At 65.5% G+C, this 14713-nt stretch carries 15 protein-coding genes; 2 read left to right on the top strand and 13 right to left on the bottom strand.

Features of this window, described 5'->3' with window-relative positions; genetic code table 11:
- Positions 1–107 precede the first annotated feature (107 nt).
- Positions 108–299: a hypothetical protein gene (locus tag ACVWZM_RS38805; RefSeq protein ID WP_057020744.1), complete on the top strand. Its 192-nt coding sequence runs from the start codon at positions 108–110 to the stop codon at positions 297–299.
- Here the strand turns inward: ACVWZM_RS38805 and ACVWZM_RS38800 are convergent, their stop codons facing one another.
- On the bottom strand, positions 300–1178 hold the full coding sequence (locus tag ACVWZM_RS38800) for a DMT family transporter (protein ID WP_141342650.1): 879 nt from the start codon (positions 1176–1178) through the stop codon (positions 300–302). It abuts the gene before it with no gap.
- 79 nt (positions 1179–1257) lie between these two features.
- On the opposite strand from ACVWZM_RS38800, the gene ACVWZM_RS38795 reads away from it, so the two are divergent.
- A complete protein-coding gene (locus tag ACVWZM_RS38795) occupies positions 1258–2076 on the top strand; it encodes a helix-turn-helix domain-containing protein (RefSeq protein ID WP_076834395.1) in 819 nt (272 codons plus the stop codon).
- On the opposite strand, the gene ACVWZM_RS38790 is transcribed toward ACVWZM_RS38795, so the two are convergent.
- The 12 genes from ACVWZM_RS38790 to rpoZ all read right to left on the bottom strand — a co-directional run bounded on the left by ACVWZM_RS38790 (position 2067) and on the right by rpoZ (position 14634).
- On the bottom strand, positions 2067–2870 hold the full coding sequence (locus ACVWZM_RS38790) for an N-acyl homoserine lactonase family protein (RefSeq protein ID WP_076834411.1): 804 nt from the start codon (positions 2868–2870) through the stop codon (positions 2067–2069). The two genes, ACVWZM_RS38795 and ACVWZM_RS38790, sit on opposite strands and share 10 nt — an antisense overlap.
- A gap of 149 nt (positions 2871–3019) precedes the next feature.
- Positions 3020–3970 (bottom strand): cation diffusion facilitator family transporter, encoded by a 951-nt coding sequence (locus ACVWZM_RS38785; protein ID WP_076834397.1) that lies wholly within the window; start codon positions 3968–3970, stop codon positions 3020–3022.
- Between the two features lie 173 nt (positions 3971–4143).
- Positions 4144–6399, bottom strand: a complete 2256-nt coding sequence (parC, locus tag ACVWZM_RS38780) for a DNA topoisomerase IV subunit A (protein WP_076834399.1) — start codon at positions 6397–6399, stop codon at positions 4144–4146.
- A gap of 72 nt (positions 6400–6471) precedes the next feature.
- A complete protein-coding gene (gene recO, locus ACVWZM_RS38775) occupies positions 6472–7221 on the bottom strand; it encodes a DNA repair protein RecO (protein ID WP_057020749.1) in 750 nt (249 codons plus the stop codon).
- A gap of 56 nt (positions 7222–7277) precedes the next feature.
- Entirely contained in the window at positions 7278–7658 is a 381-nt protein-coding gene (locus ACVWZM_RS38770) for a hypothetical protein (protein WP_057020750.1), read from the bottom strand.
- A gap of 14 nt (positions 7659–7672) precedes the next feature.
- On the bottom strand, positions 7673–8596 hold the full coding sequence (gene era / locus ACVWZM_RS38765) for a GTPase Era (protein ID WP_016844010.1): 924 nt from the start codon (positions 8594–8596) through the stop codon (positions 7673–7675).
- The gene (rnc, locus tag ACVWZM_RS38760; protein WP_057020752.1) at positions 8589–9410 is read right to left on the bottom strand and encodes a ribonuclease III; all 822 of its coding nucleotides are present in this window, start codon (positions 9408–9410) and stop codon (positions 8589–8591) included. The genes era and rnc overlap by 8 nt, the downstream gene beginning before the upstream one ends.
- Positions 9407–10168: a signal peptidase I gene (gene lepB, locus ACVWZM_RS38755; RefSeq protein WP_028333840.1), complete on the bottom strand. Its 762-nt coding sequence runs from the start codon at positions 10166–10168 to the stop codon at positions 9407–9409. Before lepB ends, rnc begins: the two co-directional genes overlap by 4 nt.
- Before the next feature lie 283 nt (positions 10169–10451).
- Positions 10452–10868, bottom strand: coding sequence for a holo-ACP synthase (gene acpS / locus ACVWZM_RS38750; protein ID WP_021078359.1), 417 nt, complete (start codon positions 10866–10868; stop codon positions 10452–10454).
- Positions 10865–11638 (bottom strand): pyridoxine 5'-phosphate synthase, encoded by a 774-nt coding sequence (locus tag ACVWZM_RS38745; RefSeq protein ID WP_057020753.1) that lies wholly within the window; start codon positions 11636–11638, stop codon positions 10865–10867. The genes acpS and ACVWZM_RS38745 overlap by 4 nt, the downstream gene beginning before the upstream one ends.
- 101 nt (positions 11639–11739) lie before the next feature.
- Positions 11740–14031 (bottom strand): RelA/SpoT family protein, encoded by a 2292-nt coding sequence (locus tag ACVWZM_RS38740; protein WP_057020754.1) that lies wholly within the window; start codon positions 14029–14031, stop codon positions 11740–11742.
- A gap of 210 nt (positions 14032–14241) precedes the next feature.
- A complete protein-coding gene (rpoZ, locus tag ACVWZM_RS38735) occupies positions 14242–14634 on the bottom strand; it encodes a DNA-directed RNA polymerase subunit omega (RefSeq protein ID WP_016844003.1) in 393 nt (130 codons plus the stop codon).
- Positions 14635–14713 lie beyond the last annotated feature (79 nt).

The following is a 14713-nucleotide window of genomic DNA, read 5'->3' as shown; positions in this document are numbered from 1 at the left end:
CAATGCGGCATTGCAAGGCCGCCCGCCTCACCATTTCGCGCGGAACACGGCCGCCGAATGGCGCCGATTCCGCTTCCTTTTGTCCGGGCCTTCGCGCACAACAGCGCATGGACAACGACGCTGGCCCGCCAAACCCGATCCGACGCCTCATGCAATGGGCGATCACCCCGCCGCAATCCTATGGGGTCTATCTTGTCGGCCTTATCCTGGTGTTCGTCCTGTCGTTCTACGCCGGCACGCTGAAGCCGACGCACTCGCCTGCCCCGCCGGCGGCCGCGCCTGCCGCGCCGCGCGGCTGATCAGACCGATTTGGTTTCCGACGTCGCGATCCAGATCCCGGCGAAGACCGCGATCAGGCCGACGACCAGATTGGCCGTGATCGGCTCGCCGACCAATTGCTTCGCAAGCAGCGCGGCGGCGATCGGATTGACCGTCATGGTGTTGGCGACGCGGGTCGGCGAGGCCCGCTCGAGCGCCAGCACCCACAGGATGAAAGCCAGCGCGCCGCCGGCTATGCCGAGATAGAGCCCCGCGATCCATTGCGACGTGCCGAACTCGCGCAGCGTCGCCAGGCTGCCGGTGAACGATCCCACCGCCACCAGCGCGGCCGCGCCGGCGCCCATGCCGACGGCAAGGAAGCCGAGCGCGCTGGAGCGGCGGATGAACGGCCGCGACAGCACGTTGTAGAAGGCCATGCAGAGCACTGCGGCGGCCATGCTCAGTTCGCCGCGCCATGCGCCCACTGGCGCCGCCGCCAGCCCGGATGCCAGCGCCGCCGCCGCGCCGAGCACCGCGATCGAGACCCCGATCGATTTGCGCATCGTCAGCGGCTCGAAGCCGAGCAAGGCGCCGACCACCATCGTCGAGAGCGGCAAGGTCGCCAGCGCCAGGCTGGCGCGCGCCGCCGTCGTGTAGGACATCGCGAGATTATAAAGCACGAAGAACACGCCGAAGAAGGCGACGCCGAGCGCCGCGACCGCCGGCAAGTCGTCACGCCGCGGCCACTTCGCCCCGAGCAGGACCGCGGCGGGCAGCACACAGAGAAAGCCGATCACCCAGCGCAGGATCGCCAGCGTGATCGGGTCGGCATTGCCCGCCAGGTAACGGGTGATCGCCGCGGCGGTGCCGCCGAGGCAGCTCGAGACCAGTGCAATCGCAACGCCGATCCACTCGCCCATCCCGATCCCCATGCGTTTTCGGTTCGCTTGTGGCATCTTGCCCGGCGAGATCATTCCGGCAACTACTTCACAGGTATTCATGTCGCAGCAGCGCGATTTTTCGGCCAGCCTGCGCTGGTGGCGGCAGCGCAAGGGGCACTCGCAACTCGAGCTCGCCGGGCGCGCGGATATCTCCCAGCGCCATCTCAGCTTTCTCGAGCTCGGCCGCGCCGCGCCGAGCCGCGACATGGTGATCCGGCTTGCCGCGGCGCTCGACGTGCCGTTGCGCCAGCAGAACGCGCTCTTGGTGGCGGCCGGCTTCGCGCCGGTCTGGCGGCAAACCGACCTCGCCGCGCCGGAGCTCGCCCAGATCCGCTACGCGCTCGATTTCATCCTGGCACAGCAGGAGCCCTTCCCGGCGGTCGTGGTCGACCGGCACTGGAATCTGCTGCTCGCCAATGCAGGCGCAAGCCAACTGGTGGAATTCCTGGTCGGGCCGCTGGCGCCAGGCACGGCGGTCAACCTCGCCGATGCGCTGGTCGCGCCCGGTGTGTTGCGCCCCTATCTCACCAACTGGACCGAGGTTGCCGGCTACTTCGTCCGCAGCGTCGAGGCCGATGCCGCCGCCGACGGCACCACTGCGACGGCGGAATTGCTCAAGCGCCTGCTGGCCTATGACGGTGTCGAGGCCGCGTTGGCCGCGCCGGCAAGTCCCGCATCCGGACCGGTGCTGCCGATGCTGTTCCGCAAGGGCGACGTCAGCCTGCAGCTGTTCACCACGATCGCGACGCTGGGGACGCCGCAGGACGTCACGCTGCAGGAGCTGCGCATCGAGAGCTTCTTTCCGATGGACGAGGAGACCGCGCAGATTTTTCGAAACTGGTCGAAAGCGAACACCGCCACGGCGGCTCAGTCGTAGAATTCCGGCGACAGCTTCAGCCCGTCGCGCTGCGCCTTGTCGTGGTTGATCCAGAGCTGCGCCTTCTCTTTCGTCAGCGTATCGGCGATCTTCTGCATCGAGGCCAGCGTCTGCTCCTTGCTGGCGTTCATGCTCGGCGCGCGCCGATTGTCCCAATTATCCCTGAAGTGAACGGCATCGCCGGTCAGCACGATCGCACCTGTGTTCGGCAGCTTCACCAGCAGCGACTGGTGGCCGGGCGTATGGCCCGGCGTCGACAGGATGGTGACGCTGCCGTCGCCGAATACGTCGCGGTCGCCTTCCAGCTTCGTCACGGGATGCTCAGGCTTGAAGCGCGGCGCGTTGTTGGTGCCGGGCCATTCATATTCCGCCTTCTGCACATACAGCATCGCCGCCGGGAACAGCTCGACATTGCCGATGTGATCGGGATGGGTGTGCGACACGGCGATCGCCTTGATGTCCGTCGGCTTGACGCCGAGCTGGTCGAGCTGCGCGGCGAGCGTCTTCGGCCGCCGCCAGGTGATCGCCTTCGGATCAGCCGGCGCAAGGCCGTCCGGCATCGCCGCCACCGCGTCGGGAATCCCGGTGTCCCACAGGAACCAGCCCTGGGCATGCTTGATCAGGTAGCAATTGTCGACGAAGTCCATCGACTTGCCTTCGTTGACGCCGGGCGACCAGCGTGAAATGTCACCTGCAACGCCTTCACCGCAGTTGAGGATGTAGAGCTTCTCGACGCCTGCTTTCGCCGGCTCGGCATGCGCATGCGGCAGCGCGCCCACGGCGAAGAACAACATTGCAAGACCGATTGCCTTCTTCACGTCGCCCTCCGTTGATTACGCCAGCCATTCGCGCGGTCGCAATGTGCCGTCTCGTCGCCGCCCGTGGAAGCCGTGGACATGGGTCGATCGATCAATTGAATGCGAGTGCGTGGCGGCCGCGTCGGCTAGACCATTTCCGCCGGCGCCAGCCGGCAGGTCTCGCTGCTGATCTCGACCTGCAGTGTCGCGTGGTGGATGCTGAACCGCTCCGAGAGCTCGGCGCAGACGTGATGCAGGAAGACATCGTCGTGTCCGCCGGGCCGCACCAGATGCGCGGTCAGCGCGGTCTCGCTGGTGCTCATCGCCCAGATGTGCAGGTCGTGCACCTCGGTGACGCCTTCGAGCGCGATGAGATAATCCCGCACCTGCTTGAGATCGATCCCCCTCGGCACCGCGTCGAGCGCGAGGTTGACGCTGTCGTGGGCGAGCTCCCAGCCACTCAGCAGCACCATCACGGCGATCACCAGGCTGATCGCCGGATCGAGCCACTGCCAGCCGGTCGCCATGATCAGGAGCGCGGCGATCACGACGCCGAGCGAGACACCGGCATCCGCCGCCATGTGCAGATAGGCGCCGCGGACATTGAGGTCGCTGTCGCGGCCGCGCATGAACAGCAGCGCGGTGCCGCCATTGATCAGGATGCCGAGCGCCGCGACCCAGACCACGGTCCAGCTTGCGACCTCCGCCGGCTCGCGCAAGCGATTGATCGCCTCGACCGCGATGCCGCCGACCGCGATCAGGAGCAACCCGGCATTGAACAGCGCCGCCAGGATCGAGGCGCGACGGTAGCCATAGGTGTGAGTATCGGTCGGCCGCCTGCCGGCGAGCCATGCCCCGCCCCAGGCCAACAGCAGCGCGATGACGTCGGAGAGATTGTGAACCGCGTCGGAGACCAGCGCCAACGAGTTGGCGGAATAGCCGAAGATCAGCTCCGCGACGACGAAAGCGGTGTTCAGCGACGCGCCGACCGCAAAGGCCGTGCCGAAACTGTCGGGCGCGTGGCTGTGCCCGGCATGGGAATGCCCGGCATGTCCGTGAGAATGACCGCTGTGGTCGTGGTCGTGATTGTGCGCCATGGCAACCGTCGCCCGATGTCGTCGGCGACGGTTATAGCGCGGTGAAATGTGGATACTATCACACCGCGCACTGAGCCCCCGTAGCCCGGATGGAGCGCAGCGCAATCCGGGATCACTGGTGATCCGGCGCGAGCTCCCGGATTTCGCTTCGCTTCATCCGGGCTACAACACCGTTACTCCACGCCGCGATTGAACTTATTCGACTTCGGCAGGCCGTGGGCGAGCCGGCCGGCGTCGGCGCGGTTGCCGCGCCAGTCGGCCAGTTCCTTCATGGTCATGCTGTGCTCGCGGCCGGCGGAATCCTTCCAGCTCAAGCCGGCCTTGGCGTCGAACACCGCAACGTCAGACAGCGACGCGCTGGTGTATTTCTGCAGGCGCACGCCGCGGCCGCGCGCCATCTCCGGCACCTGGTCGAGGCCGAACAGCACCATCTTGTGGTTGGTGCCGATCACCGCAACGGTGTCGCCGTTCACGGTCGTGATCGCGCGGGCCTCGTTCGGCATCTCGACATTGAGCACCTGCTTGCCCTTGCGGGTGTTGCCGACGCAGTCCTCTTCCTTGACGACAAAACCCTGCCCCTCGCTGCTCGCGATCAGGAACTTGCGCTCGCCCTTGTTGACGAACAGCGAGATGATCGCGGCGTCCTGCTCGAGGTCGATGAACATGCGGATCGGCTCGCCATGGCCGCGGCCGCCCGGCAGCTTTGCCACGTCGAGCGAGTAGAACTTGCCGTTGGTCGCGAACAGCAACAGCTTCGAGGTGGTCTCGGCAAAGAACGAGTGCTCGAGCTTGTCGTCGGTCTTGAAGGCAAGCCCCGAGAGGTCCTCGACATGGCCCTTCAGCGTCCGTACCCAGCCCTTCTCTGAGATCACGACGGTGCACGGCTCGCGCTCGACCAGCGCTTCCTCGATCGCGGCGAGGTCATGCTCGGGCGCATCGGCGAAGGTGGTGCGGCGCTTGCCGAGCGGCGTCTTCGGCCCGAAGATATCGCGGACCTTGCGCACCTGATCGCTGACCTTGGCCCATTGCTCCGTCTCGGAACCGAGCAGGCCCTCGATGCCCTTCAGCTCCTTGCGAAGATCTTTGTCCTCGGTGCGGATCTCCATCTCCTCCAGGCGGCGCAGATTGCGCAGGCGCATGTTGAGGATGGCATCGGCCTGGATCTCCGTGAGCTTGAAGGTCTTCATCAAGACCGGCTTCGGCTCGTCCTCGGTCCGGATGATCTTGATCACCTTGTCGAGGTTCAGATAGGCGACGAGGTGGCCGCCCAGCACTTCCAGGCGGTGCTCGATCTGGGTCTTGCGGAATTTGGTCCGCCGGACCAGCACGTCGCGCAGGTGGTCGAGCCATTCACGCAGGCACTCGGCAAGGCCGACCACCTTGGGGATGCGGCCCTTGATCAGCACGTTGAGGTTCAGCGAGATCTTGCTTTCCAGCTCGGTCAGCCGGAACAGCGACTCCATCATCAGCGCCGGATCGACGGTGCGCGATTTCGGCTCGATCACGAGCCGGACGTCCTCGGCCGACTCGTCGCGGACGTCGGCGACCAGTGGCAGCTTCTTCTCGTTGATGAGCTCGGCGATCTTCTCGACGATCCGCGACTTCTGCACCAGCCACGGGATCTCGGTGACGACGACCACCCAGGTGCCGCGGGCGCCTTCCTCCTGGGTCCAGCGCGAACGGGTGCGGAACGAGCCGCGCCCCGTGGTGTAGGCCTCGACGATCGCTTCCTTGGAATCGACCACGATGCCGCCGGTCGGGAAGTCCGGGCCCTTGACCCATTTCAGCAGCGCCTTCGACTTGGCGTCGGGCTTCTCGATCAGATGCAGCGCGGCGTCGCAGAGCTCGGCGGCGTTGTGCGGCGGAATCGAGGTCGCCATGCCGACCGCGATGCCCTGCGCGCCGTTGGCGAGCAGGTTCGGGAAGCCGCCCGGCAGCACCACCGGCTCTTTCGACTGGCCGTCATAGTTGAGACGAAACTCGACGCCGTCCTCGTCGATGCCTTCGAGCAAGAGGCGCGCGACCTCGGTCATGCGCGCTTCGGTGTAGCGGTAGGCGGCCGGGTTGTCGCCGTCGATATTGCCGAAATTGCCCTGGCCGTCGACCAGCGGGTAGCGCGAGGAGAAATCCTGCGCCAGGCGCACCATGGCGTCGTAGATCGCCTGGTCGCCGTGAGGATGGAACGAGCCCATCACGTCGCCGACGATCTTGGCCGACTTCTTGAACGCGGCGCGCGGGTCGAGCCCGAGCAGGTCCATGCCGTAGAGGATGCGCCGATGCACCGGCTTCAACCCGTCGCGGGCGTCCGGCAGCGCGCGATGCATGATGGTCGAGAGCGCATAGGCGAGATAGCGCTCCTCGAGCGCATCACGCAGCGGCACCTCGTGAATTTCGGCCGGCTCTTCCGGCGGTATCTGTCGTTTTCCCATGGGGAGGCGTTAAACCTTAGCGCTGAATCGGGCAAGCCGCGAATCAGCGGGAATTTAAGGCCCGAATCGGCCTTACGGAACCGCGCTCCGGCCCCGCCGCCGCGTCACGGCGTTGATAAATCCGTCGCGGGCGTCGGAATGGCCCTGGCCGCGGGGCTCCAGCACGTGGCGGAGCAGGAACAGGCCGGTGATCTGGAAGCCGTCGAGCAGGTCCTGGTCCGACCAGCTGTTGGCGCCGCCCTCGCCTTCGCGCAGGAACGCCGGCAGCGGCAACAGCCGGTCGCGCCATGGCTCGCCGGCGGCGCGCGACACCGCGCCGCCGGATTTCGGCGACACATAGATCAGGTCGGTGGTCTCCCCGGTGGCCGCGCAGTTTTCCAGGTCGAGCCCGAAGCCGAGCTCGGTCAGCATCGCGAGCTCGAACCGGATCAGATGCACGGCGGCAACGCCTGCGTCCTCGAAATCGTCGAGCGTCCCCTCCAGCATCTCGTAGATGTCCTCATGCGGATCGCGCTCGGGCAGCAGCCGGGCCAGCGCCGCCAGATGCGTGACACCATAGACCGCATGCGACGAGCCGAGCAGCGTCGCAGCGCGCAGTCGCGTGCCTTCCAGCGCATACATGCCGAGATGCTCGTCGAGCCGCGCCCGCCACACCGCGGTGACGCTGTTGCCGGGCTGCAGCAGCGGCCGCATCCGCGAGCTGGCGCCGCCGCGCACCAGGCCGAGATGGCGGCCGTGCTCGCGCGTCAACAGCTCGACGATGGCGGAGGATTCGCCATGCCGCCGCACGCCCAGCACGATGCCTTCGTCGGTCCATTCCATGTGCGGAGTCTAGCAGGATTCCGCGGATGAACGCAGCTTTCCGCACGCGTCATTCGCTACGCGTTGAACCAGCCCCGCGCGTCGCCGGTGAAGGAATAATACAGCCCGGCCGTGGTCAGAATGCATGACACCACCTCGATGGCGCTGTCGATCTCCATGCCCCTTGCGCCGATGACCTGCACCAGGGACATCAACGACAAGACGAGCACCGCGAGCAGCGCCCAGCGCGGCCAGTTCTTGCGGTGCTGCGCGGCAAGCCGGACGAAATACATCAGGAGCAGGATCATGCAGCCGGCCGTCAGGGTCTCACCCATGATCACCTGCTCGGTCTTCAGGACGGTCGGCGTGCGGTCCTGAAACGCCACCGACAGCGCATCCAGCGTCAGCGACAGATAGAGCAGAACCTCAAACCACAGCACATTTCTGGGCACGTTCATGCAAGCGTCGACTCTTATTCCTTGGGGAATTCCAGTCCCATTTCCTTGTAGCGGTCGGGATCGTCACCCCAGTTCTCGCGCACCTTGACGAACAGGAACAGATGCACGGGGACGCCCATGATCTCGGCGATCTCGGCACGCGCCTGCGCGCCGATCGACTTGATGGTGGCGCCGCCCTTGCCGAGCACGATCTTGCGCTGGCTCTCGCGCTCGACAAAAATCGTCTGCTCGATGCGGATCGACTTGTCCTTGCGGTCGGTCCAGCTGTCGGTCTCGACCGTCGACTGGTACGGCAGTTCCTGATGCAGATGGCTGTAGATCTTCTCGCGCGTGATCTCGGCCGCCAGATGCCGCATCGGCGCATCCGACATCTGGTCCTCGGGATAGAGGAAGGGCCCCGCGGGCACCAGCTTGGCGAGCGTCTGGCGCAAATCGGCAACGCCGTCGCCGGACAGCGCCGAAATCATGAAGGTGTGCTCGAAGCGCATCCGCTCGTTGGCGGCCTGCGCCAGCGCCAGCAGCTTTTCGCGCTGCACGAGATCGACCTTGTTCAGCACCAGGATCTTCGGATGCGCGACGGTTTCGAGCTTGGCCAGGATCGCGTTGGCCTCTTCGTCGAGGCCCGACTTCGCATCGAGCAGCACGCAGACGAGATCGGCGTCGTGCGCGCCGCTCCAGGCGGTCGATACCATGGCGCGGTCAAGCCGGCGCCGCGGCGCGAAGATGCCGGGCGTGTCGACCAGGATGATCTGCGCGTTGCCTTCGATCACGATGCCGCGGATCAGCGCGCGCGTGGTCTGCACCTTGCGCGAGACGATCGTGACCTTAGAGCCCACCAGCGCGTTGACCAGCGTCGACTTGCCGACATTGGGCGCACCGATCAGCGCGACGAAGCCACAGCGCGTCGCGTCCCCTTGCCCTTTGGCCTCGTCAGTCATTGGTGCCGACGCCTTCGCGCTCGATCATCGCGGATGCCGCCGCCTTCTCGGCCGCGCGCTTGTTGCCACCGAGGCCCTCGGCGGAGGCCAGGCCCGGCAGGTCGACCGCAACGCGGAATTGTGGATCGTGATGCGGACCGGTGCGTTCGACCTCGCGATAGACCGGCGTCGGCAGCCCCTTGCCCTGGGCCCATTCCTGCAACACGGTCTTGGGATCGCGCAGCGGCCGGCGCAGCTTGTGCATCCGTTCGGTCCAGTTGCGCTCGACGAACTGGCGCGCAGCCTCGTAGCCGCCGTCGAGGAAGATCGCCCCGATCACCGCTTCGCAGATATCGCCGAGCACGGACTTGCGCAGCCGGGCGCCCTCGACCGCCTTCACCATGCCGAGCTTGATGTCCTCGAGCAGCCCGAGCGCCTTGGCGACGTCGGCGCAGCTCTCCTTGCGCACGAGGTCGGCGAGCCGCTTCGACAATTCGCCCTCGTCGGCCTTGGGGAACGACCGGAACAGCATGTCCGACACGATCAGCCCGAGCACGTGGTCGCCGAGGAACTCCAGCCGCTGGTAGCTGTCGGCGCGGTTGCGGGTGGCGGGCTTCAGCGCGGAGACGTGGGTGAACGCGGTGGTCAGCAGCGCGGGATCCTGGAACGTGTACCCGATCCGCGCCTCGGTGCCGGCGATCGCGGCCTTCTCCTCAGCGGCCTTGGCCGCCTTGCTGCGCCGCTTCTTCGGCGCGGCTGTGCCGTCGGCGGCAGGCGTCTGGCTCGGCTCGCCGGTCGGCGCTGGATCGTTGATGGATGCGGTATCGTCGTTCATCGCACGATAGAGAATAGGCGATTCCACCGCACGGCAAGCGGCCAGCGCCAGATCATCCAGGCCTGCTCGCCCTCGGCGATCGAGAAGAAGATCATCTGGGCTCGCCCGATGATGTTCTCGAACGGCACGTAGCCGACCTGCGACAGGAAGCGGCTGTCGGTGGAGTTGTCGCGGTTGTCGCCCATCATGAAGAAATGCCCGGGCGGAACGGTGTAGACGATGGTGTTGTCCATGTAGCTGTTGTCGGTGCAGTCCAGCGTCTCATAGCTGACGCCGTTCGGCAGCGTCTCCTTCCAGCGCTTGACGCGGGCGGTCGCATCCGCCGAGCCGCAGGGATCCTCGCCGACGAAATCGCTCAGCCGCTCCCGCTTGATCGGCTCATCGTTGATGTAGAGCAGCCCGCTCTTCACCTCGATGCGGTCGCCGGGCAGCCCGATGACGCGCTTGATGTAGTCGGTGGAGTCATCCCGCGGCAGGCGAAACACCACGATGTCGCCGCGGTTCGGCTCCGAGCCGAAGATGCGGCCCGAGAAAATGTTCGGCGAGAACGGGATCGAATAGTGGCTGTAGCCATAGGAATATTTCGAGACGAACAGGTAGTCGCCGACCAGGAGCGTCGCCTTCATCGACCCGGAGGGGATGTTGAACGGCTGGAACAGGAAGGTGCGGATGACGAGCGCGATCAGAAGAGCATGGATGACGACGCGGATGGTCTCGCCCAAGCCGCTTTCAGATTTGGTCCCGGTGGTCACGCTCATTGCTTTCTCAATTCCCGTGGACTGATGTCCACGCGGTGGCAGAACGTTCTCTTCGCGCGAAGCGTTCGGCCTTCGCGTGAGGAAAATGGCCTTGATTCTGATCTTGAGGGCAAATTCCGGCCTAAACCCGGAATCAGCGTCTCGCTCGATATAACCCTGCGGCGTTTTAGACGGTTGTTCGCAGGGGCGCAATCAATCGCCGCCTCAAAACTTCGCAATTCATTGAAATATCAATGATTTTTTAGTTTGCTGAAGTTTTCCGGCAGAATCCGGCACCGCGGGATCATCTGGCGGGGGCAACCGCCGAAATTATGACGAAGGCCTGGGCCAACGGCCAATCGTCGGTGATCGAAAGGTCGATCTGCGCCTGCATGCCCTCGGGCGTCAGTTCCTGCAGCCGGGCCAGCGCCCCGCCGGTCAGCCGCATCGACGGCCGCCCGCCCGGCAGGTTCACGACGCCCATGTCCTTCCACCACACCCCGCGCCGGATACCGGTGCCGAGCGCCTTGGAGCAAGCTTCCTTGGCGGCAAAGCGCTTGGCGTAGGTTGCGACCACCATCTTCTCGTTGTTGGCACGGCGCATCGCCTTGGCGCGCTCGGCGTCGGTGAAGATGCGATCGAGGAATCGCTCGCCATGGCGCTCGATCACCTTGGCCACCCGGGTGATGTCGATCAGGTCGGAGCCGATGCCGATGATCATGCGCTGACGCCACCCTGCGCCCTGGCGCGGCCGCGGTCCATCGCCGCACGCATCTCACGCACCGTCCCGGCGATGCCGACGAACAGTGCCTCGCCCATCATGAAATAACCGATGTTCAACTCCCGGATTTCGGGCAGCGCGGAAATCGTCTCCGCGGTATCATAGTCGAGCCCGTGGCCGGCATGGACCTCGAGCCCGGCCGCCTGCGCCAGCCTGGCACCGGCGACGATGCGCTTCCATTCGGCCTCCGCCTTGTCCTGGTGGCCGTCGACCACAGCGTCGCACCAGCCGCCGGTGTGGATCTCGATCACGGGCGCCTTCAGCTTCGCGGCCATCTCGATCTGCCTGGGATCGGCGGCAATGAACAGCGAGACGCGGATGCCGGCGTCACCCAGCCGCGCGATGAACGGCGCCAGTGCGTTGTGCTGGCCGACCACGTCGAGGCCGCCTTCGGTGGTGAGCTCCTGGCGCCGTTCCGGCACCAGGCAAACCGCGTGCGGCTTGGTGGCGAGCGAGATCCGCAGCATGTCGTCGGTCGCCGCCATCTCGAAATTCAGCGGCTTGGAGATCTCGGCCTTGAGCCGCGCCATGTCCTCATCGCGGATGTGGCGGCGATCCTCGCGCAAATGCGCGGTGATGCCGTCGGCGCCGGCCGCGATCGCGGCAAGCGCCAGCCGCACCGGATCGGGCCGCGCTCCGCCCCGGGCGTTGCGAAGGGTGGCGACGTGATCAACATTGATACCGAGACGCAGCGGCGGAGTTTTGGACATCTCTTTGACCTGCAATCTAGCCCGTCATGTGCGGGCTTGACCCGCGCATCCATCCTTTTGGAAAGATGGGTTGCCGGGTCAAGCCCGGCAACGACGAGACGTTACCCATTGACGCGCTCGACCCGAGCGACGACGGCCTTGGCGCGCAACTGGGCGATGATAGCGCTGAGATGCTTGAGGTCATAGACCTCAAGATCGATGGTCAGCTCCGTGAAATCGGGCGATTGGCGCGACATGTGGATGTTGTCGATATTGCCGTCGTGCTCGGCGATCACGGTCGCGATCTGGGCGAGGCTGCCGGGCTCGTTGACATTGTGGACCAGGATACGGGCCGGGAAGCGCTGCGGCATGGTCTCGTCGATATCCCAGCGCACGTCGAGCCAGCGCTCCGGCTCCTCCTCGAAATCTTTCAGCGCCGGCGACTGGATCGGATAGATCGTGATCCCCTCGCCCGGCGTGACGATGCCGACGATCCGGTCGCCCGGCACCGCACCGCCGTTCGGCGCGAACTTCACCGGCAGGTCGGAATTGATGCCGCGCACCGGGATCACCGAGGTTGCGCGCGCCGGGTGCGGCGGGTTCTGCGTCTTCAGCTTGGCGGCGAGACCCTTCTTGGCACCGTAGCGCACCAGCCGCTCTTCCTTGTAATCGGGATACATCGCGCGTGCGACGTCGGAGGCCTTGATCTCGCCGCGCCCGACCGAAGCCATTACGTCCTCGATCGAGCCGCGCGCGAGCCGCGGCAACGCACCCTTCAGCTTGTCGTCGGCGTATTCGATCTTGGCACGGGCAAACAGGCGGTCGACGATGCGGCGGCCGAGGCCGGCATACTGGTCGCGCACCGCGTCGCGGGTGGCACGGCGGATCGCAGCCCGCGCCTTGCCGGTGCGGGCGAGCGCCTCCCAGGCCGACGGCGGCGCCGACTGTGCCTTCGAGGTCAGCACCTCGACCTCGTCGCCGTTCTGCAGCTCGGAGGACAGCGGCGCGAACTTGCCGTTGATCTTGCAGCCGACCGCGCTGTTGCCGACACCGGTGTGAACGGCATAGGCGAAATCGATCACGTTGGCGTTGCGCGGCAGCGCGATCAGCTTGCCCTTCGGCGTGAAGCAGAACACCTGGTCGTGGAACAGCTCGAGCTTGGTGTGCTCGAGGAATTCTTCCGGATTGGCGCTTTCCGAGAGGATGCCGATGGTGTGGCGCAGCCAGGCGAAGGCGTTGGACTCGTGCTTCAGCCGCTCGTGCGGCGAGCCCGCGCCCTCCTTGTAGAAGGCATGCGCGGCGATACCGAACTCGGCGATCTGGTTCATGTCCTCGGTGCGGATCTGCAGCTCGACGCGCTGCTTGCCCGGCCCGATCACCGTGGTGTGGATCGAGCGGTAGTCGTTCTGCTTCGGGGTCGAGATGTAGTCCTTGAAGCGGCCCGGCACCACCGGCCAGGTGGTGTGGACGATGCCGAGCGCGCGGTAGCAGGCGCCGACATCGTCGAGGATGATGCGGAAGCCGTAGATATCGGACAGCTGCTCGAAGCCGACCGACTTGCGCTCCATCTTGGTCCAGATCGAAAACGGCTGCTTGCGGCGGCCGAATACCCGCGCGGTGATGCCGTTCTTCTGCAGGTTCTTGGAGAGCTGGGTTTCGATCTCGCCGATCAAATTGCGGTTGCGCTCGGCCAGCGAGTCGAGCCGCTGCTTGACCACCGCATAGGCCTCTGGATCGAGCACGAAGAACGAAAGGTCCTCGAGTTCCTCGCGCATCTCGTGCATACCCATGCGACCGGCCAGCGGCGCATAGATATCCAGCGTCTCCTCGGCGATGCGGCGGCGCGAGGCCGGCGGCACGAATTCCAGCGTGCGCATGTTGTGCAGCCGGTCGGCGAGCTTGATCAGCAGCACGCGGACGTCGTCGGCGATCGCAAGCAGCAGCTTGCGCAAATTCTCGGCCTGCTTGGCCTCGCGCGATACCAGTTCCAGCCGCTTCAGCTTGGTCAGGCCTTCGACCAGTGCGCCAATCTCGTGGCCGAACACATTGTCGATCTCGGCCCGCGTCGCCTCGGTGTCCTCGATCGTGTCGTGCAGCAGCGCCGCCACGATCGTGGCGTCGTCGAGCTTGAGGTTGGTGAGGATCGCGGCGACCTCGAGCGGATGCGAGAAATAGGGATCGCCGGAAGCACGGGTCTGCGTGCCGTGCGCCTTCATGGCGTAGACATAGGCGCGGTTGAGCAGGTCTTCGTTGGTGTCGGGGTTGTAGGAGCGGACGCGCTCGACAAGGTCATATTGTCGCATCATTCGCGTCCGCGGCTTGGCCGGCCTCTCCGCCGTGGACGACGTCGGCGCCACCGCGACCGTTTCGGTTGCAGCTTGCATCTGGATGGAACTGCGGCGTCGATACGCCATGAACTCGCTGCCTCTCGCGCGGGACCGGAACGTCCCACCTTTCCTCAATCTAGTGCGCTTTCCAATGAAGCAGCACCCCGCGCGGGCCCTGGAACCATTCAATTTCCCGCGTCCGCGTAGGACGCACCGTAACAGCAAAATTGTCAACAAAAGCAAAGGCCCGGAGCAATGTCCGGGCCTTCGGCAAATCTGTTCGAAACGACGGCGAGCTTACTCGTCTTCCTCGGGCTGCTCCTCCGGGGGCGCCAGACCCTCGAGGCCCTTCAGCAGCTCTTCCTCGGTCATCCGCTCGACCGCCACCTCGGTGTCGTCGGCGTCGACGCTGGCACCGGCGGAACCGATCAGCGGCACGGTGTCGGGCTCGGGCTCGTCGACCTCGACGAACTTCTGCAGGGAGTGAACGAGTTCCTCTTTCAGGTCTTCCGGCGAGATCGTCGAATCGGCAATCTCGCGCAGCGAGACGACCGGATTCTTGTCGTTGTCGCGATCAACCGTGAGTTGCGACCCCGAGGAGATCATCCGGGCGCGATGCGCGGCCAACAGGACGAGGTCGAAACGATTGTCGACCTTGTCAATGCAATCTTCGACGGTGACGCGAGCCATCTCGAGGCGCTCCGTGGTAAAAGGGACCGAACATGTAGGTTATGAGGGTTAGTTATAGGCCTAGCCCCGGTTTCGCAAG

Source organism: Bradyrhizobium sp. USDA 4501 (assembly GCF_054062115.1).
The sequence above is the reverse complement of the archived record's forward strand: the minus strand, read 5'-3'. Positions and strand labels throughout refer to the sequence as shown.